We start from the raw sequence: 22,359 nt of genomic DNA on the forward strand, positions 1-22,359 counted from the left end.
CCCTTCTTAGCCGCGGTCGCGGTTGCCACGAGAGGAAACCACGGGGACGGTGTACGGCAGGAGAGCCATCTCGCGGGCGCGCTTGATGGCGTTGGCGATGTCATGCTGATGCTGCGTGCAAGCGCCAGTGACGCGACGGGGCTTGATCTTGCCACGGTCGGTCATGTACTTACGGAGAAGCTGAGTGTCCTTATAGTCGATGAACTCAGTGTTCTCCTTGCAGAACTGGCAGTACTTACGACGCGGCTGACGTGCAGAAAAATCATTAGCCATGTCAAAATACCTTTCGTTTGGCAACTTCGGCGAACCGAAGCCGCCTCTCACTCAAAAATAGGTGAACAACCCTTAGAACGGGATGTCCTCATCGTAGACGTCGACCGCGGGCGGCGTAGCCACCGGTGCGGCAGGACGTGCTATGGGCGCGGGAGCTGCGGGGGCGTAACCGCCCTGATCGTAACCACCCTGGCCACCACGGGAGCTCATAAACTCGATCTCATCGACGATGACCTCAAGCTTGCTCCGGCGCTGGCCGTCGCGCTCCCAAGAGCTGTAGCGCAGCTTGCCCTCGATCGCGACCTTGTTTCCCTTTGCCAGGAAACGGCTCACGGCCTCGGCGCGGGTGCCGAACATAGTGCAGTCGACAAAGTTGGGATAGTCCTCCCACTCGCCAGTCTGCGCGTTGCGGCGACGATCGTTCACAGCGACGCCAAAGGACAGAACCTGGGTTCCGCCGGCGGTGGCGCGCAGTTCGGGATCGCGGGTGAGGTTACCGGTGATGTTCACTCGATTGATGCTCATAACTCACTACTTCCTCTTGGGGCACAAGCCCAGTCCAAAACGACAGTCTTACTCCTGGTCGTCACGACGGACGATCATGTGGCGGACCACAGCGTCGGTGATGCGCAGGACGCGATCAAGCTCGGCGATCTGGGTAGGATCTGCGTGGAAGTTGATGAGGGTGTAGTCACCATCGGTGAGGTCGTTGATCTCGTAGGCGAGCTTGCGCTTGCCCCACTCGTCAACGGAGTCGACCTTGCCAGCGCCCTCAGCGATCGTGGTATCGATACGCTTCATAACAGCGAGACGAGTCTCGGGGTCGAGCGACGGGTCAACAAAGAACAGCAGTTCATAAGCCTTCATATTGTCACCTCCTCTGGGCAAATGTGGCTTCAGGTCGTGAAGGTGCGCCTGAAGCAGGAAAAGACTTGGTAATAATATCTTTCAACCTCCTAGGCTGCAAGAATATGCAGCTACAACCTCATGACCTCCACATATGCCCATACTCGCACGACGTTTCATGCACATTCCAACCAAATGCTGACCAAATGCTTGACGGAACTGTGGACAAGATACGGCGCCGTGGGGACAAGTCGCACCAAGCCGCAGGTCAACGGGCACAACGCTGTGGTCGCGAAATGCATACCAGTGGTCCAATTGATCGCCAAAAAGAATTTAAATTCGTTTGCTCGTGGTCTATAAAGTCCTTTTTTGAACAATTCGCTTAGCATGATTTAGCTGGTCAGGCTGCATATGCCGCACGTTTTAGGCATAGCGCAAGACACTGTGAATCAAAAAATGCTAAGTTTTCGGCTTGCACCTTACGATTCCTCGTGTATACTAACTTTCGCATTTAACGGAGAGTTGTCCGAGTGGCCGAAGGAGCACGATTGGAAATCGTGTAGGCGTCAAAAGCGTCTCCAGGGTTCAAATCCCTGACTCTCCGCCAGTTAATTCCAAAGCAGGCCTTCGAGCCTGCTTTGTTTTTACCCCACGCGGAGGGGTGGCAGAGTGGTTGAATGCGGCGGTCTCGAAAACCGTTTGGCCTGTATAAGGTCACGAGGGTTCGAATCCCTCCTCCTCCGCCATTTTGGTTGAGAAAGCTCCCAACAATGGGAGCTTTTTTGTTATCGAAATACGTCTCGATCCCACGCTTCCCCAAACATGTACGTCACCCTCCAAAACCGACATTTTTCGGCATCTTTGAAGGCTGACGTACACGTTTGGATTGAGCTCACGGGAGTGGCACTATTCGGAAGGCGCCTCTTCGTCTCGCATGCCTTTCCAGTTGCGGATAAGCGTCTTGCGTAGTTCGTTTTGTTCTCGCTGGTGCCCGGTGTCGGTACAGCGAGGCATGCCGAGTGCTTCGCGAATGTTGTTCATGGCGCGGTGAAAGGCGAGCTGGCTGCCGAACTGAGCCGAAGTGAGCGTAACGATTCGATATCCCATTTGGGAGAGAACGGCCTCTCGCTCCGCATCTGCTCCTTTGCGCTCGAACTCATCGTGAAAGCCGCCCTTATATTCGATACCGAGCTCCCTGCGCTTGTAGGTAACGAGCGCATCGATTTTGAGTGTTCGAGCTTTGGCGCAATGCCAGAGACGTTGAGGGATCTCGAGCGGTTTGTTGAGTTCGATACCTCGGATGCCAACGCCGCCTTCGCTTGTTGGGAGTGAGAGGGCGATTGCCGAAGCGGTCTCCATAGGCGAGGCAGAGCGATCGTAGATGTGCCTGAGCGCGAGCCGTGCACGTGTGGCACCGGGTTTGCCGGGATGCCGATCGAGCAGTTCGATTATTTCATCCTTGGAGGTGGTGGCTGGTTGCTCGGTATAAGGGTCGGCGGGATTGAGCCTCATGCGATAATCGCCGCAAACTTCATAGCCATATTCGAGATATTCGATCCTATTCATCCACTCGGCAGCGAGCACGAAGGTGAAGGCTTCGTCGGTGATGAAGACTCCGGGCGTCAACTCGTTAATATGCTCGTAAGGAAGATTTTGTCCAAGCATGTGGCAAACGACACCTTTGGTGCGAATTCGCTCGAATTCGAATACAACCGAGATATCGATAGTCTTGAGCATATCGGACGGAATGCCGCAGTCGGTAAGCGCCTGTCGTATGCGCGCAACGCGTTGCTGGGTGGAAATGCCTTGTGCACCTATCTGGTAGTCGTGCCGCGCAAGAGACTGAACCAAATTCTGGGGTGCATGATGGACAAGCCATGCGGTTTTATGCGAAATGAGAACAGGGGTATCCATTGGGGACCTCTCGCTCTGAGCCGGTATCCAACTCTTATGTCCGTTGAAGTGGGGGAATATACCGGATGTGAGTAAATCAACTCATTCATGCTGTGGGCTCAATCCAAACATGTACGTCAGCCTCCAAAGATGTCGAAAAATGTCGTTTTTGGAGGCTGACGTACATGTTTTGGACCCCTGGCATTCCAGCAATGCCACGCCCGCGCCCAGTCCCTACCGTTTGCCGAGCAATAGGGTCGCCAGACCCGTCAACCATGTACTATGTACGGGCATTGTTCAAACCTACAACTCAAAGGACCCATCTTGCCCGTCGTCGCCGCTATGACCGTTACTTCACATGCTTCGGATGCCATGGTCGCTATCCCGTTTTGGCTCGAGATGTTCGCCGTTGTCGCGGCATCGATCTCGGGCGTGCTGGTCGCGCGCGAGCACAAGCTCGATCTGGTGGGCGCGGTCGCGCTCGCAGTGGTCTGCGGTCTGGGCGGCGGTCTCTTGCGCGATATGACGCTCCAGGTCGGCAACGTGTATATCCTCAACCAACCAATGGCGTTACCGCTCTCCATCGCCACGGCGGCCATCATCTACATCTTCCCGGCAATCGTCGATAAGCCCGACAAGCTCATTCCCCTGCTCGACATCATCTCGGTCGGCATTTATGCGGCTACCGGCGCGGACAAGGCGCTGGTCTACGGATTTGCGCCCGCCGTATGCATCATGATGGGCTTCTTCACCGCAGTGGGCGGCGGCATGCTGCGCGACGGCTTTATGGGCGTGGTGCCGGGCATTTTCCAACGCACTAACTTTTATGCCATCGCGGCCATCGCCGGATCGACAAGCTATGTAGGCCTCGTCATGAGCGGGCTCATGAGCAATGTCGCGGCGCTGGTCGTATGCGTCATCGTGACCATGGGGCTGCGTTGGCTATCGCTGCGCTTTGACATCAAAAGCCCCACCGAAGACGACATCGCACGCTTTTTGCACCGTAAAAAGTAGGTAGCACGGCCCAGCCCTTCGAAATGCAACCGGCAGGTTCTTTTAGAGCGCTTGCGCATTGGGTACCCTGTTAGATACCTGTCGAGTATCTAACGAAGGATTCACTATGCCTTACAACCAAGTACCGTCAACCCGGCGCCGCAAAGCGCTGAGTCGCATCACTATCCTATTCGCGCTGATTGCGTTCGCGCTCACCGCACTCCCCACGGCATCGTTCGCCGGCACCGACACCGCGGGAAACGTGCTCGCAACCGAGGTTGACTCAACTCCGTCGGGTGTCGAAGGCGACCTGTACTGGGCCGGCCAAAGCCTCAACCTAGACGATGCCTCCATCGGCCGCGATATTATCGCGGCGGGCGAGAGCCTGTCGATTCGCGACTGCACCGTAGGCGGCGCCGTTCGCCTGGCGGCGCGTACCATCGATATCGCCAAAACCGCAATCGATGGCAGCGTGACGGTAGCCGGCCAGCACGTCGTGCTTAACACCGGTAGCACTGCCAACTGTTTTTACGCGGCGGGCGAGACGGTCGCCCTGCGTGGCTCTGCCAAATCGGCGGCGCTCGCCGGCGACACCGTTACCATTGACGGCACCGTCGATGGCGATGTTGAGATCTGGGCCGACAAGCTCATCCTGGGCAAAAACGCCCGTATCACCGGCACAGTGAACGCCCACGTCTCACAGGATCCCGAGCGGGCAGAGGGCGCTCAGGTCGGGGCTCTCAAGATCGACCGAACCGAAAACGAGGACACCTCTACGGTCAACGACATTATCGGCGGCATCGTTGCCGCGGCGCTTTCCACCTGCTTTGTCGCCATCCTGCTTGAGCTTGTCTTTCCGCGCGCAACCGCCAGCGCCGCCGGCATGCTGCATCAGCGTCCCACGCCGCTGTGGGTAAGCGGTCTTCTGGGCACGGTCGCCGTCGTTCCCGCCGTCCTGTTGCTCATCATCTCGATTGCAGGCCTGTCGCTCGCCGGCGCCCTCATGTGCGGCATCATCGGCATCGCTCTGGTCTCGGCGGCATTTACGGGCACCGCGGTCGCACGCATGGTCGGACACAATCAGAACCGCTATGCCATGGCCGCCGTGGGCGGTATCGTCGCGGGCGCACTCACGGCACTTCCTCTTATGGGCAACTTTGTCAGCGGCGTGGCCTTTGTCTTTATGCTCGGCTACGTTATCCAGATCATCTGGCGCAACGCCCACCTCAAGCCGCAACAGAACACCAGCACCCCAGGCCTTCCCACCGCCTAACCACCAACCACCACAAAGGGGACAGGCACCTTTGTGGTGGCGCAGGCCGTCTCAATCCCCGTGTACCAAAAAGGGCGCCGACCATTGCGGTCGACGCCCTTTCTCGTTAAAGCTATAAAGCCCAGCGCTTATTTGTTGACCTGACCGGCGCGGACGGCAGCCTTCTTGCGGTCGGTGGCGTTGAGCAGACGCTTGCGCAGGCGGATGTTCTTGGGAGTGATCTCGACCAGCTCGTCGTCGGCGATGTACTCCAGCGCCTCCTCCAGCGAGAAGGTGCGGGGCGGCACCAGCTGGACGGAGATATCGGAAGTCGAAGAACGCTGGTTGCCCAGGTTCTTGGTACGGGCGATGTTGACGACCATGTCACCAGCCTTGCTGCGCTCGCCCACGATCATGCCCTCGTAGCACTCGGTACCCGGCTCAACAAACAACTGGCCGCGCTCCTGCAGCGTACCCAGAGCATAGGCAACGGCCTTCTCAGTGGTCATGGAGATCATGGCACCGTTCTGACGGTTGCCGATCTCGCCGGCGTAGGGACCGTACTCCAGGAAGGTGTGGTAGAACACGCCCTCGCCGTGGGTGACGTTCATGATGCGGTTCTTAAGGCCCATGATGCCACGCGTCGGGATCTTGAACTCGAGGTGCGTCACGATGCCCGAGGTATCCATGCTCGTCATGATGCCACCGGAGGTGCCGAAGACCTCAACGACCTTGCCCGAGTACTCGTCCGGGCACTCGACGACGGCCTGCTCGACAGGCTCCATCTTGTTGCCGTTCTCGTCCTTCTTAAACAGAACGCGGGGACGGCCGACCTGGAACTCAAAGCCCTCGCGGCGCATGGACTCCATCAGAACGGACAGATGCAGGATGCCGCGGCCCGAGACCTCGACGCCGCTCTTGTCCTCGAGCTCCTCGATCTTCATGGTCACGTTGTTCTCGGCCTCGTTGAACAGGCGCTCCTTGAGCTGACGGGCGCCCACGATGTCGCCATCGCGGCCGACGAGCGGGGAGGTCGAAGCCTCGAAGACGATGGACAGGGTCGGCGGGTCGATCTCGATGGGCTCGAGCTCGACAGGGTTCTCGGGGTCGGTGTAGACATCGCCGATATCGGTGCGGTCGATGCCCACAACGGCGGCAATGTCGCCGGCGCCGACTACCTGGCACTCGGTACGTCCCAGGTAGTCGAAGGTAAAGAGCTGCTTGACGGTAGCGGTGGCGCTGGAGCCGTCGTTCTTGACGACCAGGATCTGGTCGCCCTGGTGGATGGTGCCGGAGTACACGCGGCCGATGCCGATACGGCCGACGAAGTTGGAGTGATCGATGGTCACGCACTGCATGGCCAGCGGAGCGGTCTCGTCAACCTCGGGCGCGGGCATGTCGTCGATGATCATGTCGAGCAGCGGGTACATGTCCATGTTGCCGTCCTCAGGGTCATGACGGGCAAAGCCGTTGACGCCGCTGGCGTAGATAACGTGCTCCATGGCAAACTCGAGCTGGTCATCGGTAGCGCCCAGGTCGGCCATAAGGTCGAGGCAGTCGTTGTAGGCCTTCTCGGGGTTAGCGCCCGGACGATCGATCTTGTTGATGACGATCATGATCTTAAGGCCGGTGTCGATAGCGTGACGCAGCACGAAGCGGGTCTGGGGCATGGGACCCTCAAAAGCGTCGACCAGCAGCAGGGCGCCGTCGGCCATACGCAGCACGCGCTCGACCTCGCCGCCGAAGTCGGCGTGGCCCGGGGTGTCGATGACGTTGATCTTAACGTCCTTGTACTCGATAGAGATGTTCTTGGCGAGAATCGTAATGCCGCGCTCGCGCTCCTGGTCGTTAGAATCCAGGACGCGGTCCTCGACCTGCTGGTTAGCACGGAAGGCGTCCGTGGCACGCAGGAGCTTGTCGACCATCGTCGTCTTGCCGTGGTCGACGTGGGCGATGATGGCGATGTTCCTCAGATTGTCTACGCGCATGTAGTTCCCCTATCTTCTATCCATATACAAACGGCACGCGTATGCGGCCCGCCCAGCGATACAACGCTCAGCGGGAATATTGAGCCTTTTACCGAAAACTCGTTTATTTTAGCGATTTTAGATAAGAGGGGTTTCCTCACCTGCAGGTTCAGGGTCGCTCCACATAAAACCATCGCCGGCACCCATGCCCTCATACAGCACGTATGCCGAAAAACCGCTCTCGAGCGTGGTTTCGAAGAAGCTCACGAGCAGGGCGTCGTGATAGCCGCCGTCAATCTCGACGCAGCCGGTGTAGCCGATGGCATAGCGGGCGATACGGCCCAGACCCTCGTCCTTAAGACCCATCTTGTGCTCGGAGATAAAGTTGGTGGCCGCCTCCAGGCATGCCTCCTCGCCATCCTCATCGAGCGCGGCAAGATAACGGTTGGAAGTGGCGTCCTCAATTGCCACAACCACGCCAGGGTTTTCGCCCGCGGCCAGGTCGTCCAAGAAGGCGCCAATCAGATCGCACACCATGGCGTCGAGCTCGGCGGAGACGTTACCGGCGTCCTGCATATCCTGTGCCATCTTTAGACCTTCCCATCGAGTCCGGCGTCGTTACAGTTCCTGTGCCTCGGCGGCGATCTTGGCGGCAGCGTCGCGGGCGCGCATCATATCCATCGCGCGCTTGTCGAGCACCTTGATCTGACTGGTCAGCATTACCGCGTCGACCACGCCCCAGATCACCAGGCCCGTAGAGATCGAAAACCCAAGCGCACCAACTGTACCACGAAGGCGCGAGCAGATTGCCGCGACAAGGGCGGAGATGACGACCATCTTGATAAACGAGCCGCGGCGCTCGCGAAGCGTGCGGGCCTGCGTCACATAGGCAATGCGAGCCGCCTCAGATGCTTCCGAGCGCATCTGGGCTTCACGCGCGATGGCGGACGCCTCGGCCGACATGCCGCCGGCCATCAGCGAACGCTCCGCAACCTGGACGCCCCGCATTTAGAAGTCATCGGGGGAGAGCGTATGGACGAACTCGTCGAACTTCTCGAACTCCTGCTCGTCGTCAACTTCCTCGGCGTGGGTAGAAACAGTGCCCAGGCGATTCATGATGTCGTCCTCCACAAACATGGGAGCATTGCTGCGCACGGCAAGGGCAATGGCATCACTAGGGCGGGCGTCGATCTTACGCTCCTCGCCATCGGCCAGCACGACGATCGTCGCGTAAAACACCGGCGGCTCGGCGCGGACGATCTCGATGCGCTCGAGTTTGGCGCCCAGGGCGCCAACAGTATCGAGCAGCAGGTCATGGGTAATCGGGCGCTCGGCGCGGCCGCTATCGATGCCGCGGCTGATGGCAGCAGCTTCAAACGAACCAGTCTGAATGGAAAGGGAACGCAGCGGCGCGGGCGAGTCCGATTTGCTGCAGCGCTCGCGAAGCACGATAAGCGATGGCACGGGACCGGCGGCCATGACGATGGTCTCTATGTCGACACGAACCATGGAACACCTCCGGTACGTAGCGATTAACACACGGCATCTTCGCCGCATTGAATAGCTATACTACCCAAACTTTCGCGTAGCACACAAAATCAAAGTAGTTAATTTGGGATAGAGCTTTTTGACTACCTTCTGTGGCTAAGAAAAAAGCCTCGAGGCAATTGCCCCGAGGCTTTTAACAGTTTTGATGGTGGACCTGACAAGATTCGAACTTGTGACCTCCCGGTTATCAGCCGGACGCTCTAACCAACTGAGCTACAGGTCCATCATGGTGGAGGTTAGGGGGATCGAACCCCTGACCTCAGGCTTGCAAAGCCCGCGCTCTCCCAGCTGAGCTAAACCCCCACGGAGACAGTAATAAACACCCCAGCGGCGACTCGGCTCTCGCTGGGGTGTTTATTGCGAAAGAAAGTGGTGGACCTGACAAGATTCGAACTTGTGACCTCCCGGTTATCAGCCGGACGCTCTAACCAACTGAGCTACAGGTCCATCGCGCAAGGGATATATTAGCCTAGTTGCAAGATGGGAGTCAACAATTATTTGAGAATTTTTTTCTGTCGTATTCTCGCAGGTCAAGCATCCTATTGACCCTAATGGCAACAAAAAGGGCGAACCCGCTCTCGCAGGTTCGCCCCCATACCCCATCTACGCCAGGGCGGCAGAAAGCTGTTGGATTCCGTCAAACGCGGTCTCGGTGTTCTCGCCCGCGCGATCGATCTTTACAACCGAGCCTTTCCAAGTGGGCTCGGAGTCCTTGTCCTGAGCAGGCTTGTACTCGTCGGTCTTTACCACGTAGGCAAAATCGACTTCGTCGCGGCTGGGAAGATCCTGGGTATCGAAGCCATACTCCAGGCCCTCCAGAACCTCCCGCATAGCCTCGACGGTGTTCGCACCCGCCTGCAGCCTACGAACGCCCGTCTCGCTGTTGTACAGAACCGTGGGCGCCAGATACATCGTCCTGATGCGCTGCTGGCGCGTCTTCTCGAGCTTGTTGATCCAAACAACCAACACGGCGATCAGCACCCACCAAACGATGGAAATCACCAAGTCGAGCGGACTGTCGATCTTGTTGAATCCCAGCGAGTACCACAGGTACAGCAGGAAGATCGAAACCAAAGCCGAAACGGCAAGGACCAGATAGTTGCTCTTCTTCATGGCTCTAACCTCCCTTTATTCCTGAGTCTCGTCGTCGTTGCCAAGGACCTTGTCCAGGTCGTTTTGCAGGCGACGGCTGTGCTTGTCGCGACGCAGGCCAACAAACAGGCCGTATGCCGCAGTTGCGACTGCGCAGATGATCATGTACCAGTGGACCCAGCAGGTGTCCTTCTTGCCGTCGAACTTACCCAGCGGGTTCTTGGCGTCGAAGATCTTCTCTTCCTTTTGCTCCTGATCGTTGCCAGCCGCGGAGTCCTCGCCCGTGGGGGCCGAGGTCGTCGCGGTGGAGCCACCGTCCGAGCTGTTAGGCGTCGGGTTGGGAACCGTGGGCGTGGCCGGAGTGGTCGGCGTCGACGGGGTAGTCGGCCTTGCAGGCGCGGCGGCAACCGTCAGCGTACCGAGCTCATCGGTCAGCTCGTAGTTGTCCGCACTCGTCTGCATCCAGTCGATGGCGTAGGTGTTCTGCGAACTACCGACGTTTGTCTGGCTACCGGTGACAGCGATGCCAATACGATCGCGCTCAGCCAGGCCGTCGATCGTGAAGGTTGCGCTCGTAAGCGCTGTGCCGTCGTAGAACTTCGTGGCGCTGCCCGTCACAACGTGCAGCGGGGCCTTGGTGATGCGATAGCTCTTGACAATCGTTCCGGCGTAGTTGCCCTTGCCGGTGATGGTCACGTTGGTCGTCGCGACATCGATAAAGTCATCGGTGTCGTAGGAGACCACGTAGTCAGTACCCTCAACGAGCGTCTTGCCTTCGGCGTCCTTCACAACGGGCGTCCACTTATGCTCGACGCCATCGTAGACGGCATCCTTGGGATCATCGACCGTAACGCCCTTGTAGTTATCGCTCGGCGTGCCGGGTTCGGACGGAACGATGGACTGCTTGGTCACGGTAAGCGTGCCGAGGTTCTCGGAGACAACCTTGTAGTTCTTGTCCTTGGCCGTCTTGTCAAACGTCAGCTTGTAACCGTTGCCGGAGGAACCCACCTGGGTCTGCTTGCCGGTAGCCTCAAGCGTTGCCTCCTCATCGCCCACCAGGCCAGTCACGGTGGCGCCGGCAGTCAGCGCCGTGCCGTCGTATACCTTGGTGGCAGAGTCGGTCGTAACCGTCAACTCCGCAGGCAGAACCTTGATGGTTCCGTCAACCTTCTTGATGTTGAGCTTGGACGTCACATCCTCGCCCTCGGCGTTGCGGATCACCAAGTGGTCCACCGTAGCCTTGACGCCATCGCCGTTCGCATCCGTAGCGGTTGCGTCCGAGCTGGGCGTGCCGTCAACGGTGTAACCCTCGGGCAGTTGCGAAACGGCAACCGTCGCGCCGTGCGCCTTGCCGTCGTAGGTAAAGGTGCCACCCGTCGTGGTAACCACCACGGTGTCCTCGGACTCAGTCACCGTCAGCGTGCCGGTCTCGATGGAGTCAACGGTGTAGTTCGCCTCACGGGCCGTGCCGGTCCAAGCGAGCTTATAGGTGTTCGCCGAATGGCCGACCTTGGTCTGGCTGCCGATAACACGGAAGTCGACCGTCTCGCCGTTGACGAGGCCGGTGATAGCACCGCCAGCCGTCAGGGCCTTGCCGTTGTAGACGCGCGCGGCGCTCTCGGTCTTGATGGAGACCGGTGCCGGCTTAATGCGGTAAGTCCTCGAGACCGTGCCGGTGTAGTTGCCCTTGCCGACAACCGTCACCGTAATAGAACCGGCGTTGATAAAGTCATCGGTGTCGTAGGCGAGCGTGTAGTCCACACCCTCCTTGAGCTCGGTACCGGTGTAGTCCTTTACCTCGGGAGCCCACTTATGGGTCTGGCCGTCATAGGTCAGGTCCGCAGGATTGCTCACCTGGAGCTTGTGGTACGACGGGTCGTTCGGGTTCACGGACTGGGGCATGACGACGAGCTTGCCGAGCGTATCGGAAGCGATCGTGTAGTTGCCTTCCTTGGCGGTACCCCAGGCGATGGTGTAGCCGTTGTCGCTGGAGCCGACGTTGGTCTGCGTGCCGTTGGTCATGACATCGGCGTGCTCGCCAGAGACCAGGCCGTGAATGGCACCGTTCTTGTTCGTGAGCTCCTCGCCGTCGTATACCTTGGTGGCGCCCTCGGTCTCGACCGTGATCTTCTTCGGGCTAACCGTGAGCGTGCCGGTCTTGACGGTGACGTTCGCGAACATGTCGGTCACGTCGTTGCCCTTGGCGTCGAGGATCTTGTAGCTCTTGACCGTATTCTTGGAAGAACCGGTGTCGGTCTGAGCGCCGTCCATCTTGGCCTTGACCGTAAAGCCCTCGGGCAGGCCCTCGGCCTTAATCTCATCGCTCGTCAGGGCATGGCCGCTGTAGGCATGCGATGCAGTGCCGCTCGTAAGCGTCACGGCCTTGTTGGACGGCTTGACTTTGAGCTTACCGAGGACATCGGTCACCTTGTAGTTGGATTTCTTGGTGTCCTTCCAGTTGATCTCGTAGGTGTTGTTAGAGGAGCCGACCTTGGTGCGGCTGCCGGTGGTCTTGGCAGAGACGGAGTCCTTGCCTTTGAGGCCCTCGACCTTAATGCCGTTGGCGGTCAGTGCCGTGCCGTCGTACTCCTTCTCGCCGCCGTCGGTCGTAACCGTCAGCGGGGCGGGATTGATCTTGATCGTCGCGGTGCCGCGCTTGATGTTGAGCTTGGACGTGACGTCCTTGCCCTGTGCGTTCACGATGACGAGCTCGTCGACCGTGGCCTTGACTTCGCCGTCGGCAACGTCGGTCGCCGTGGCCTTGGACTCGGCCTTCTTGACGGTATAGCCCTTGGGCAGGCCGGTGACCTGGACGGTGGTGCCATGCGCGCTGCCGTCGTAGGTCGTCTCGACATTTACCAGCGTGGCCGTGATCTGGTCGGCCGTCTCGCTCACCACGAGCTTGCCGATCGTCTTGGTCTTGATGGTGTAGTTGTCCTTCTGGGCAGAACCGTCCCAGGTGATGGCATAGCCGTTGTCGCTCTCGCCGACCTCGGTCTGGGAGCCCGTGGCATGGATCGTCGCGGTCTCCTTGTTCTTGAGGCCCTTGATGGTGGCGACGTCGTGGGTCAGCGCCTCGCCGTCGTAGACCTTCGTGGCGCCCTTAGTCTCAACCGTAAGCGGGGCGGGGGTGATCTGGTAGGCGCGCTCGACGGAGCCGGCGTAGTTGCCCTTGCCGGTAACGGTCACCTTGATCTCGCCCGTCACGTTCGTGAAGTCGTCCTTGCCGTAGGCGACCGTGTAGTCGGTGCCCTCGGCGAGCGTCTTCTCGCCGTCCTTGACGGTCGGCGCCCACTTATGGGCCTGGCCGTCATACTCGACGGACTCGGGCTTGCTGACACTCATGCCGTAGGTGGCGTCATCGATGGAGCGAGCGGTGACCTGGAGCGTGCCGGGGTCCTTCTCGATCGTGTAGTTACCTTCCTTGAAGCCCTTGCCGGCAGTAAATTCAATCGGGTTCTCGACGGGCTTGGCGGTGACCTCGGTCACGGAGCCGGTCGCCTTGATGTCGGTGACCTCGTCCTTGACGAAGCCGTCGCCAGTCACGGTCACGTCCTTGGCCTCGAGCGCGGTGCCGTCATAGACCTTGGTGACATTCTTGACACCGGTCAGCTTGACGGAACGCTTGGTGATCTCATAGGTCCTGGTGACGGTGCCGGCGTAGTTACCCTTGCCGGTAATGGTCACGGTGATGACGCCGGTGACGTTCGTGAAGTCGTCCTTGCTGTAGGAGACGGTGTAGTCGGCGCCCTCCTTAAGGGTCTTGTCGCCGTCCTTCACGGTCGGAATCCACTTGTGGGCATTGCCGTCGTACTTGACGCTCGCCGGCGCGTCGACGCTCATCTTGTTGTGCTCGTCGCTCGGGTCGGGGACGATGCTCTTGGCAGTAACGGTCAGGGTGCCGTCGGCCTTGCTGATCTTGTAGTTGTCGAGGTTCGTGTTCTCGCCCGCCTTGACGGTGAAGGAGTTGGCGGTGCTGCCGACGACGGTCTGCTCGCCCGTGAAGTCGTAAGTGAAGATCTCGCCCTTGGCGAGCGAACCGGCGGTCACGCTGGCCTCGTGCTTGGTAAGCGCGCTGCCGTCGTAGACCTTGGAGTCCGTGGCGGAGGTAACCGTCACGGGGCGCTTGCTAACCTCGAGCGTCGCCTTGCCGGTCGCAACGTTACCGAACTGGTCGGTGACGTCCTTGCCGGCGGCGTTCTTGATGGTATAGGACTCAACTTCGGCCGTCGCGCTGCCGACGTTGGTGACGGAGCCCTTGGTCTTAGCCTCGAGCGTGTAGCCAGAAGGCAGGCCATAGGTAGTCACGCCATCACTCTCGAGGACCTTGCCGTCGTAGACCTTGCTGCCGCCGTTCGGGATGACCATGACTGCAGCCATGTTCTTGGTGACCTCAAGGGTGCCGAGGTCCTCCTCGACGGTGTAGTTGGACTCCTTGGCGGTGTCGCTCCAGTCGATCTTGTAGGTATTCTTGCTCTTGCCGACCTCGGTCTGGGAACCGGTGGTGGCGAAGGCGGCCGTCTCGCCGTTGACGAAACCGGAGATGGTGCCCTCGGCGGTCAGGGCCTTGCCGTTGTAGACGTCGGATTTGCTGGGCGTGGTGACGGTCAGCGTGGCCGGAGTGATCTGGTAGGTGCGCTCGACAGTGCCGTTGTAGTTGCCCTTGCCGGTGACGGTGACGGTCACGGTGCCGACGTTCTTGACGTCCTCGGAGAAGGAGACCCTGTAGTCGGTGCCCTCCTTGAGCGTCTTCTCGCCATCCTTGACCTCGGGCTTCTGCGCCTGGTCGACGCCGCTGTACACGACATCTGCCAAGGTACCGACCTCAAGAGCAGCAACACCCTTGGCGGTAACGGTCAGAACGCCGTCGTTCTGCGACTGAATGTAGTAGTTACCCTCCTTGGCGGTACCATCCCACTCAATTCCGACGAACTTGTTATCAGAGCTGCCGACCTCAGTCTGAGAACCCTCAGTCTTGACAGTCGCGGTCTCGTCGCCCACGAGGCCCTTGATGGTGCCACCAGCGGTCAGGGGGCTGCCGTCGTAGACCTTCGAGGCGCTCTTGGCGTTAACCGTAAGGGGCGCCTTGGTAATCCTGTAGGTCTTGGTGACAGAGCCGCAATAGTTGCCCGTGCCGGCAATGGTCACCGTAATCTTCTTTGCATCGATAAAGTTATCGGTGTCATAGGAAACCGTGTAGTCGGTACCCTCCGTGAGTGCAACACCCTTGGCGTCCTTGACCTCGGGCACCCACTTGTGCACCTCGCCGTTGTAGACGGAGCTGGACGGGTCGCTGATGGTGACGCCCTTGTAGCCGTCTGGATTCTCCGGATCGGGGACAATGGACTGAGCGGTCACGGTCAGGGTACCCAGCTTCTCGGGCAGGATATTGTAGTTGTCGGCGACACCTTCCTTGAGCTTATAGGAGATGGTGTTATCGCTCGCACCGACCTTAGTCTGAGTGCCGGTTGCATGAACGTCTTCCGCAAGATCACTCTTGATAAAGCCCTCGCGCGAAACAGCAACCCGGTCGTTGACGAGCGGCGTGCCGTCGTAAACCTTAGTGGCGCTGGCGCTCTCGAGCTCAACGGTGCGCTTATTAATAGTGAGGGTCTGCTCAGCGTACTTATAACCACTGTAATTGGCGGCAGAAGCGCGGACCTCAATCACGGTTTCGCCAGCATTGACCGCAGTGATTGTTGCGGGATCGCTAGTCCAGTTGTCATCAGTGGTACCCTTGACGCGATACTCAAGGTTCACCTTGGTGCCACTTACAGAGGCATTAGCAGTGGCAGCAGCCGCGGCATGCTTCGTTGCGTCATACGGATAGTCGACGCTGTTCGGTTTAATGGTAAGACCGTTCTCAGCAGAGAGTTCAGTGATGCTGAGCTTGCCCTCATTCTTAGTAATGTCGTAGTTGGTCGGTTTAAATGTTTTGCTCGTGTCAAACTCAATAGCGTTGGTGACCTTGCCCTCCGCGACCGTGGTCACGGAGCCGGCGGCACGGATGCTGGTAACCTCGCCCTCGACGAAGCCATCGCCTGCCACGGTCACAACGGGTTTGGTAAGCGGCGTGCCGTCGTAAGGCTTCGATGCCGTCTCACTAGTCAGAACCACGGAGCGTTTGGTGATCTGATAGGTCACCTCAGCTTTGCCGCTATAGTTGCCCACACCGGTAACGGTAACCTTCACCGTTCCGACGTTGGTAGCGTCTTCGCTATAAGAGAGTATGTAGTCGGTATCCTCGACCAGCGTGTTATCGCCGTCCTTGACGACAGGCTTCTGCTTCTGGACCTTTCCGTTGTAGGGCACATCAGCTGGCTTCTCAACCGTCATACCCTCACCGGTCTCGATGCTCTTGGATGTAATGGTGAGCCGACCATCGACAATCACAAAGGTGACCTTGGAGAAGTTCTGATTGTTGTTAGAGAAATCGGTGGACTTAAGCTCCATGTCGTAGGTGCCGACCGCGGTACCCTTAGCAGTTGCCTCACCGGTAAATCCGACACAGTTCTGAGTGTAGAGATCATTATCGGCGGAGAAGTCATAGCCAGTCACAGACTGCTCTTCGCCGTTATAAGGCTTGGTGTCCTTTTTGCCCGTGATGGTAACGGTAACCTTATCGGAAACCGGCTTCACCTTAAGGGTGCCGTACTCGGGATCAGCAATGGTGTAGTTATCGGGATTCGTGCCCTCGTTCAACTTATAGGTAAAGGTGTTCTTAGTCTCGCCAGCATTGGTGATGGCGCCGATATAACTAATTGTCGCGCCCTCGCCATCAACGAAGCCATTCACGAACTCCATATCATGCTTAGTGTGCTCATTGCCGTCATAGGTCCACTCGTCAGAAGCGGACTTCATAGTGACGGTCGCCTTGTCGATGACGAGGGAACCGTTCTCGGTCGTGACCTCGAACTGGCCCGTGACGTCGTTGCCCTCGGCGTCCTCCACCACGGCGGTGCCGGTGATGTTGTTGGTGTAGGTGCCGGCGTCGGTTTTGACCGGATCATCGGTAGTAAGACCGGAAACGGTATACGTTTCTCCGTCGACAGTAAAAGTAGTGGACTTGAGGCCCTTGGCAGAGTGCTCAGTCCCATCGTAAATCGCGTCGGTGGAATTGGCCTCAACCGTAATGGTCTGAGTCGCACCACGTGAGGTCACGGTCAGCGTGCCGTTTGCAGTCTTGATGTTATAGTTATCTGCCTTGGTATTGTCCTTATAGCCCCAGCTCGAGATTCCACTCTTGCTCGAACCAGGCTTTGTCTGAGAGCCAGTGTACTTGGGATTGGCAATGCCCTGATCCTTAACAAAATCAAGGGAGCCCTTCGCAACCTCCCAATCAGTCGCGACAAGCTTCTTGCCGTTGTAGACCTTAGTGGCATCTTTGGGCTTAATGGTCACGTCGCGCTTATTAATGGTGAGCTTGCCGTCGGTCACTTCGAACGTCACGTTAGTGAAGTTGTTGGCAGCATCACCAGTAAGCGAGAACTGTGACGCCTCAAGGTTCATGGGGTAAGTGCCGGCATCTTTGCCCTTGGCCTCTGCCTTACCGTCGCACGCAATGTCATCCTTGGTCAAGCCTTCGGGCAGACCGGAGACATCGAAACCGGACACAGATTGCTCTTCGCCGTTGTACTCTTCACCGCCGTTATGGCCAGTGATGGTAATAACCACCTGTTTGGTGACGGGGTTAATTACAAGCTCGCCACTAGTGACCCCAGTAACAACGTACTTCCCGGTTGCGTCAACTTTACCAACGGTGCCGCCTGCAAAGCTAGCGGGGTAGGTCCCGGCATTGGTGCCAGATGCACCAACTTTAATCTCAGAGAAGTCGGCATCCTTGGGGGCACCGGTAAAGCCGGAGACGCTCTGCTTCTTACCGTTATAAGTAACAGTGTCGGACTTGGCCGTTAGCTCAACGTTCTTGTAGTAATAGAAGTTGATTACGTTCTCATTTTCGTCCTTGACCAACTTGATGGTCTTGGAGGCATCACTCACCGGAGTGCAGTCCTTGACGTTGTCGTCGGGGGCCTCTTCAACCTTTTTACCCACATAGCCGGTACTGACGGTTTTCGACTTGGCAACTTTTTCTTTGGTGCCGTTCCAGTAATAGTTTACGGTATAGGAGGCGGCCGGTGCCTTCTTGTAATAGAAGGTTATGACATTGTCCCCGGTACCAAGATGGATGCTCTGTTGTTGCTTGGTACTGTCAGCAAGCTCATAGCCATCGATATCCCTGGCTTTCTCCGTCACCTCGGAGCCATACTTACCGCCGCCCTTCTTTTCCTTGCTGAGCACTTTATTAGTGCCAGCTTCCAAGTACTTAACGGTATAGGGGTACGTGCCCTTCCTGTAATAGAGGGTGACATACTTGGTCTGTTTCTTCTCGACCTTCACAGACTCAGGTTCGGCATGATCGTACGTGTAGCCGTCAATCGAAAATCTGAGCGAAGAGAAGTCAAAGTTCTCGCCCGTCACCTTAGCAGTGGTGGTGTAATCCTCGCGAACCGGATCGTCGGTATCCACATCCTTGTAATGAAAGACCAAAGAACCGGAATTATCTAATTTGACATAACCGTCAAGATGCCAGGTCCACTCACCGGGATAGACGTAATCATTTGCTCCATTGTCCGTTTTTAAGCCGAACTTAGCCCAGTCAATATCTTTGATGTCAATGCTGTTTACACCGTAAAGGTCGATATTGTCCGAGTCGCGGAGAGCCTCAATAGTCTTATCGTAGTTCGTGCCGCTGGTGGCGTACCCGGATCTCCCCCAGGGTTGGGCAATATCCTTGACCCAAACGCGGCCAATGGTGTACCAGCCCCTACTGTTAACCTCCAGCGCAAGGCCATCCGTGTCGCCCTCGGCCTTGGTGTAAAGGTAGACATAATAGCCACCGTGCGAATCGTCGCGCTTGACTTCGATCTGCTTGGAAACACTCTGCTTGTTAGTGGTGTAAGCGGTGATATTGGTCTTGCCAACATGGACGCCAGTCACCTGGCCGTTGGCGTCAACAGTAGCGATATTGCTGTCTGCGGACATCCACTGAACGGTCTGGCCCTGCTCAAAGCCGGATACGGTAAAGGTAGTAGAATCGCCCTTCTTGACGGTATCCGCGCCGGAAATCTTGGGCTGGGCCGGCGTGACCTGGACGGTGAAAGTCTCGGTACTTCTGGGAATTAAACCAAACGTGTGCTTAATGGTAGTCGTGTCGACTCCCACGCCAGTCACATTGCCAGCGTCGTCAACCGTAGCAATCGACTCGTTATCAGACTCCCAGGTATTGAAAAAGCTAGAGCTGCCGTCAATAGGGACCGTCCCGCCAACCTCAACGGTATACTTCTCCTCCTTAGCGTCAGCCGGTGCCGCGACATCTACGGCATTAACGTCCTTCTCGTCCGACTTTTTGTTCTCAGCCTGATCGGCTGCTGCGTTATCGTCACTGACACCCTCGGTGTCCTCGATCGGGGTGGCCTCCTTTGCCGGCTCGGCGGCCTTTTCCTGCTCGGTCTCGAGCGTGACGCGCGGAGACTGCGCCACGTCGGCAGCGTCTACGGTGTACAAGCCATTGGCATCGGCCTTGAGTTCGCGGTCGGCGCCGCTAACCGTGAGGGTGACCTTGCTCAGCTTGTAACCGTTGTCCGGCTGAACGGTGAACTCAAAGCTGTCGCTCGTAGGCGCCGTCACCTTTTGGGCCGGCTGCGCAACAACCTGGCCCTTGTACGTGATGGAGGCGTTGTTGAGCGTGAGGGCGATATCGGCCGTTTCCGTCTGCTGGGAGGGTTGAGCAGACGGGGCGGGCTGGGCCGACGGGGAGTCATTCTGCGCAGCGGCAGCATTGTCCTGCGAGCTGGGCTGAGCCGCTTGCTCGGACGCCGCCTGAGGCTGTTCCTGCGTATTCGACTGAGCAGTTTCCTGCTGCCCGCTGCTCGACGCACTCTGGTCCGTCGAATCTTGCGCGGCAATAACGCCTGCCTCTTGCAGACCCTCGGCAATCACCCTTGTCGGCACGCCCGAGACCAGCATTGCTACCGTCACAACAACCGTCATAGTCTTGATGCCAAAGGCCTTTGCCCGGCGTGCGGCACCGACAACGTTCAATTCCTGCTCGAATCGATCGTTCTTGCGCACAGTTCCTCACTCCAACAGGTCCCCCGTGCCCTCACACGGGATAGCGTCACCCGGCAAGTCACCGCGCCCTCACGCAGATCATGCCGCCCGAGCAGGTCACCGCGCCCTCACGCGGGCCCTGCCAACGACCAAATTGAACGCGCCGCCTGGCAGAACGACGCAAATCAATAGAATCAGTCATAGTCAATATACTATAGAGATAGACCAAATTTGGACGTTAATCATCATTGCTGGGCCAGCATTTCGATAACGTCGCACAACGCACCTTTTGCCATAGGCCAAAATGGCAGCCACCCATGGCGCATGAGCGTCTATACTTAACCGAATGAGCGTTTCTTTTACACATAGGGCACGTCCCGGGGCACGTATCGTCTGTGCGGTGCTGCTGGCGCTTGTCGCGCTAACGCTCACCGCTTGCGGGGACTCGTCGGGCGAAACCTCTGGGGCAGATTTCTCGACACCAAAGCATATCTCCCCGTCGGCCTTTCATGCCGATGCGGCACAATCATCCAACGGCGCCTCTATCGACACCTCGTGCGTAAACGCCGGCTACGTTGGAGCGGCGGCCGCCAGCCAGCAACGACTTAAGTTTCTCGTCACCAGCGGGCAGGCTACTTACAGCTACGACCTGCCGCAGGACGGTGCGGCCATCATTTGCCCCCTCACGTTTGGCGACGGCGTTTATCAGTTTCGTGTGATGCAAAACACCTCGGGCGACAACTATGTCGAGCTGCTCAGCGCAACTGCCTCGGTGGCGTTGAGCAGTGAATGGGCGCCCTTTACCGTGCCCAACGTGTATTGCAATTACACCGATACCAGCGCATGCGTTAAAAAAGCGCGCGAACTGACCAAAGGCGCCCAAAACCAGGGCGATGCCGTAAAAGACATCTGTCGGTGGGTGGTAGATAACGTTTCCTACGACAACGACAAGGCATCCAAACTTAAGCAGGCCACGGGCTATGTCCCCAATCCCGACAAAACCCTGACAAGCAAAAAAGGCATCTGCTTTGATTACGCCAGCCTGGGAGCCGCTATGCTTCGTAGCGTGGGCATCCCCACAAAAATTGTCACCGGCTATGTATCCCCCGACCAGATCTACCATGCGTGGATCATGGTCTATATCGATGGCACCTGGAAAAACGCGCAGTTTAGCGTAGACAAAAACGCGTGGTCGCGCGTGGACCTGACATTCGCCGCGAGCGGGGATAACAAAAACGTGGGGGATGGAAAGGAATACACCGATCGTTATGTATACTGAGCACTGTCAAATAGCTTGTACGAAAGCAGGGAGATAAATGGCGAAAAAGTTATTGGAGAGCAGCGCGGTCAGCGCTTTTTGCGACAGTATCGCCACCATGCTTTCCGCAGGCATTCAGACCGAAGAAGCCGTCTACATGCTTGCGGAAAAACGCGAGCAGTCGCACTTTAAAACAGTATGCGACGGCGTGTATGCCAAGCTCATCCATGGCACCGGACTCGCGACCGCCATGGAAAGCACGGGCGCTTTTCCAGAATACGCCGTCGAGATGGTGCGTATTGGTGAGGCATCCGGACGCATTGAGCGCGCCCTGCGCAGCCTGGGACGCCACTATGACAGCGAGGGTCGTATCTTTAATAAATTGCGCAACGCCGTGGTCTATCCGGCAGCGCTCCTGTGCATTATGAGCTGCATCCTTATATTTACCGTAGCCTTCATTTTGCCGACGTTCACCGACGCCTATTCCAATATCTCCGGCTCTCTCACGTCTGGCTCGTTCTCCATGATCGGCGCATCCGCCGTGATTGGCTGGATCGCGCTTGTCGTGGTGCTTGTGGCCACGGCTATCGCGCTCGCTGTGGCCGTACTCGCGCGCACCGAAACCGGCCGTATCCGCGTTATCAAGATGTTCGAAAAGTTTCCGCTCACCAAGGACGCCATGTATCAGCTGGCCGTCTCGCGCTTTGCCAGCGCGCTTTCGGCCTTTGTCGCCTCGGGCGTACAGGACGGCATTGCCGTGGAGCGCGCAGCGGCGGCGGTCGATCACGACGAGCTGAGCGCCAAGCTACAGCGGGCGCATCAGAGCATGGTCAGCCTGGACAACCCGCGCAGCCTGGGCCAGGCAATCAACGAAAACAACGTGTTTGAGCCCATCTACGGACGCATGCTCACCGTGGGCATTCACTCCGGCTCCGCCGACGAGGTGCTCGGGCAACTGGCCGGCATCTTCTTTGACGATGCCATCTCGCAACTCGACGCCGTGGTCGATAACGTCGAGCCGGTACTTGCCGGGTTTTTGACCGTCGCCGTGGGAGCCACGCTCATTGCCGTCATGCTGCCGCTCATCGGTATCATGGGTTCTATCGCCTAGCTGCAGAAAAGACGTT

Annotated in this window: 14 protein-coding genes and 5 tRNA genes; 6 read left to right on the forward strand and 13 right to left on the reverse strand. The window is 58.0% G+C overall.

The features are described from left to right. Positions 1-6: 6 nt before the first annotated feature. From rpsR to rpsF, 3 genes are all read right to left on the reverse strand, one after another. Complete coding sequence (gene rpsR, locus DW123_RS08495; protein WP_006235829.1) at positions 7-273, reverse strand: 30S ribosomal protein S18; 267 nt, start codon at positions 271-273, stop codon at positions 7-9. Between the two features lie 72 nt (positions 274-345). Then, positions 346-798: a single-stranded DNA-binding protein gene (locus tag DW123_RS08500; protein WP_117794619.1), complete on the reverse strand. Its 453-nt coding sequence runs from the start codon at positions 796-798 to the stop codon at positions 346-348. Positions 799-846: 48 nt separating this feature from the next. Further along, complete coding sequence (gene rpsF / locus DW123_RS08505) at positions 847-1,140, reverse strand: 30S ribosomal protein S6 (RefSeq protein ID WP_006235831.1); 294 nt, start codon at positions 1,138-1,140, stop codon at positions 847-849. Between the two features lie 495 nt (positions 1,141-1,635). On the opposite strand from rpsF, the gene DW123_RS08510 reads away from it, so the two are divergent. Next, positions 1,636-1,726: transfer RNA gene (locus DW123_RS08510), tRNA-Ser, on the forward strand. Between the two features lie 48 nt (positions 1,727-1,774). Then, positions 1,775-1,865 (forward strand) — tRNA-Ser (locus tag DW123_RS08515). A gap of 160 nt (positions 1,866-2,025) precedes the next feature. Here DW123_RS08515 and DW123_RS08520 read toward each other — a convergent pair. After that, positions 2,026-3,033 (reverse strand): hypothetical protein, encoded by a 1,008-nt coding sequence (locus tag DW123_RS08520; protein WP_118273629.1) that lies wholly within the window; start codon positions 3,031-3,033, stop codon positions 2,026-2,028. A gap of 303 nt (positions 3,034-3,336) precedes the next feature. Here DW123_RS08520 and DW123_RS08525 point away from each other — a divergent pair, with 303 nt between their 5' ends. Beyond that, on the forward strand, positions 3,337-4,026 hold the full coding sequence (locus DW123_RS08525) for a trimeric intracellular cation channel family protein (protein ID WP_233540177.1): 690 nt from the start codon (positions 3,337-3,339) through the stop codon (positions 4,024-4,026). 106 nt (positions 4,027-4,132) lie between these two features. Further along, entirely contained in the window at positions 4,133-5,278 is a 1,146-nt protein-coding gene (locus DW123_RS08530) for a polymer-forming cytoskeletal protein (protein WP_118273631.1), read from the forward strand. A 128-nt stretch (positions 5,279-5,406) separates the two neighbouring features. Here DW123_RS08530 and typA read toward each other — a convergent pair whose 3' ends face one another. The 9 genes from typA to DW123_RS08575 form a co-directional block, all read right to left on the reverse strand. Further along, on the reverse strand, positions 5,407-7,245 hold the full coding sequence (gene typA / locus DW123_RS08535; RefSeq protein WP_118273632.1) for a translational GTPase TypA: 1,839 nt from the start codon (positions 7,243-7,245) through the stop codon (positions 5,407-5,409). A 117-nt stretch (positions 7,246-7,362) separates the two neighbouring features. Then, positions 7,363-7,812 carry a hypothetical protein gene (locus tag DW123_RS08540; protein ID WP_117734803.1) on the reverse strand — a complete coding sequence of 150 codons (450 nt, stop codon included), beginning with the start codon at positions 7,810-7,812 and terminating at the stop codon, positions 7,363-7,365. Positions 7,813-7,842: 30 nt separating this feature from the next. Next, complete coding sequence (locus tag DW123_RS08545; protein WP_118273633.1) at positions 7,843-8,232, reverse strand: hypothetical protein; 390 nt, start codon at positions 8,230-8,232, stop codon at positions 7,843-7,845. Beyond that, entirely contained in the window at positions 8,233-8,733 is a 501-nt protein-coding gene (locus DW123_RS08550; RefSeq protein ID WP_118098345.1) for a bifunctional nuclease family protein, read from the reverse strand. It abuts the gene before it with no gap. Between the two features lie 185 nt (positions 8,734-8,918). Continuing rightward, a tRNA-Ile gene (locus DW123_RS08555) sits at positions 8,919-8,995 on the reverse strand. 4 nt (positions 8,996-8,999) lie between these two features. Beyond that, a tRNA-Ala gene (locus DW123_RS08560) sits at positions 9,000-9,075 on the reverse strand. Positions 9,076-9,142: 67 nt separating this feature from the next. Continuing rightward, positions 9,143-9,219 (reverse strand) — tRNA-Ile (locus DW123_RS08565). 156 nt (positions 9,220-9,375) lie between these two features. Then, entirely contained in the window at positions 9,376-9,885 is a 510-nt protein-coding gene (locus tag DW123_RS08570; protein ID WP_118273634.1) for a hypothetical protein, read from the reverse strand. 15 nt (positions 9,886-9,900) lie between these two features. Then, positions 9,901-19,995, reverse strand: a complete 10,095-nt coding sequence (locus tag DW123_RS08575; RefSeq protein WP_118273635.1) for an Ig-like domain-containing protein — start codon at positions 19,993-19,995, stop codon at positions 9,901-9,903. A gap of 379 nt (positions 19,996-20,374) precedes the next feature. Between DW123_RS08575 and DW123_RS08580 the strand changes: the two genes are divergently transcribed. Next, positions 20,375-21,253: a transglutaminase family protein gene (locus tag DW123_RS08580; RefSeq protein ID WP_158570745.1), complete on the forward strand. Its 879-nt coding sequence runs from the start codon at positions 20,375-20,377 to the stop codon at positions 21,251-21,253. Positions 21,254-21,290: 37 nt separating this feature from the next. Continuing rightward, positions 21,291-22,343 (forward strand): type II secretion system F family protein, encoded by a 1,053-nt coding sequence (locus tag DW123_RS08585; RefSeq protein ID WP_117743361.1) that lies wholly within the window; start codon positions 21,291-21,293, stop codon positions 22,341-22,343. Positions 22,344-22,359: the final 16 nt, after the last annotated feature.

This window comes from Collinsella sp. AM10-26, from assembly GCF_003472525.1.
Taxonomy (GTDB): Bacteria; Actinomycetota; Coriobacteriia; order Coriobacteriales; family Coriobacteriaceae; genus Collinsella.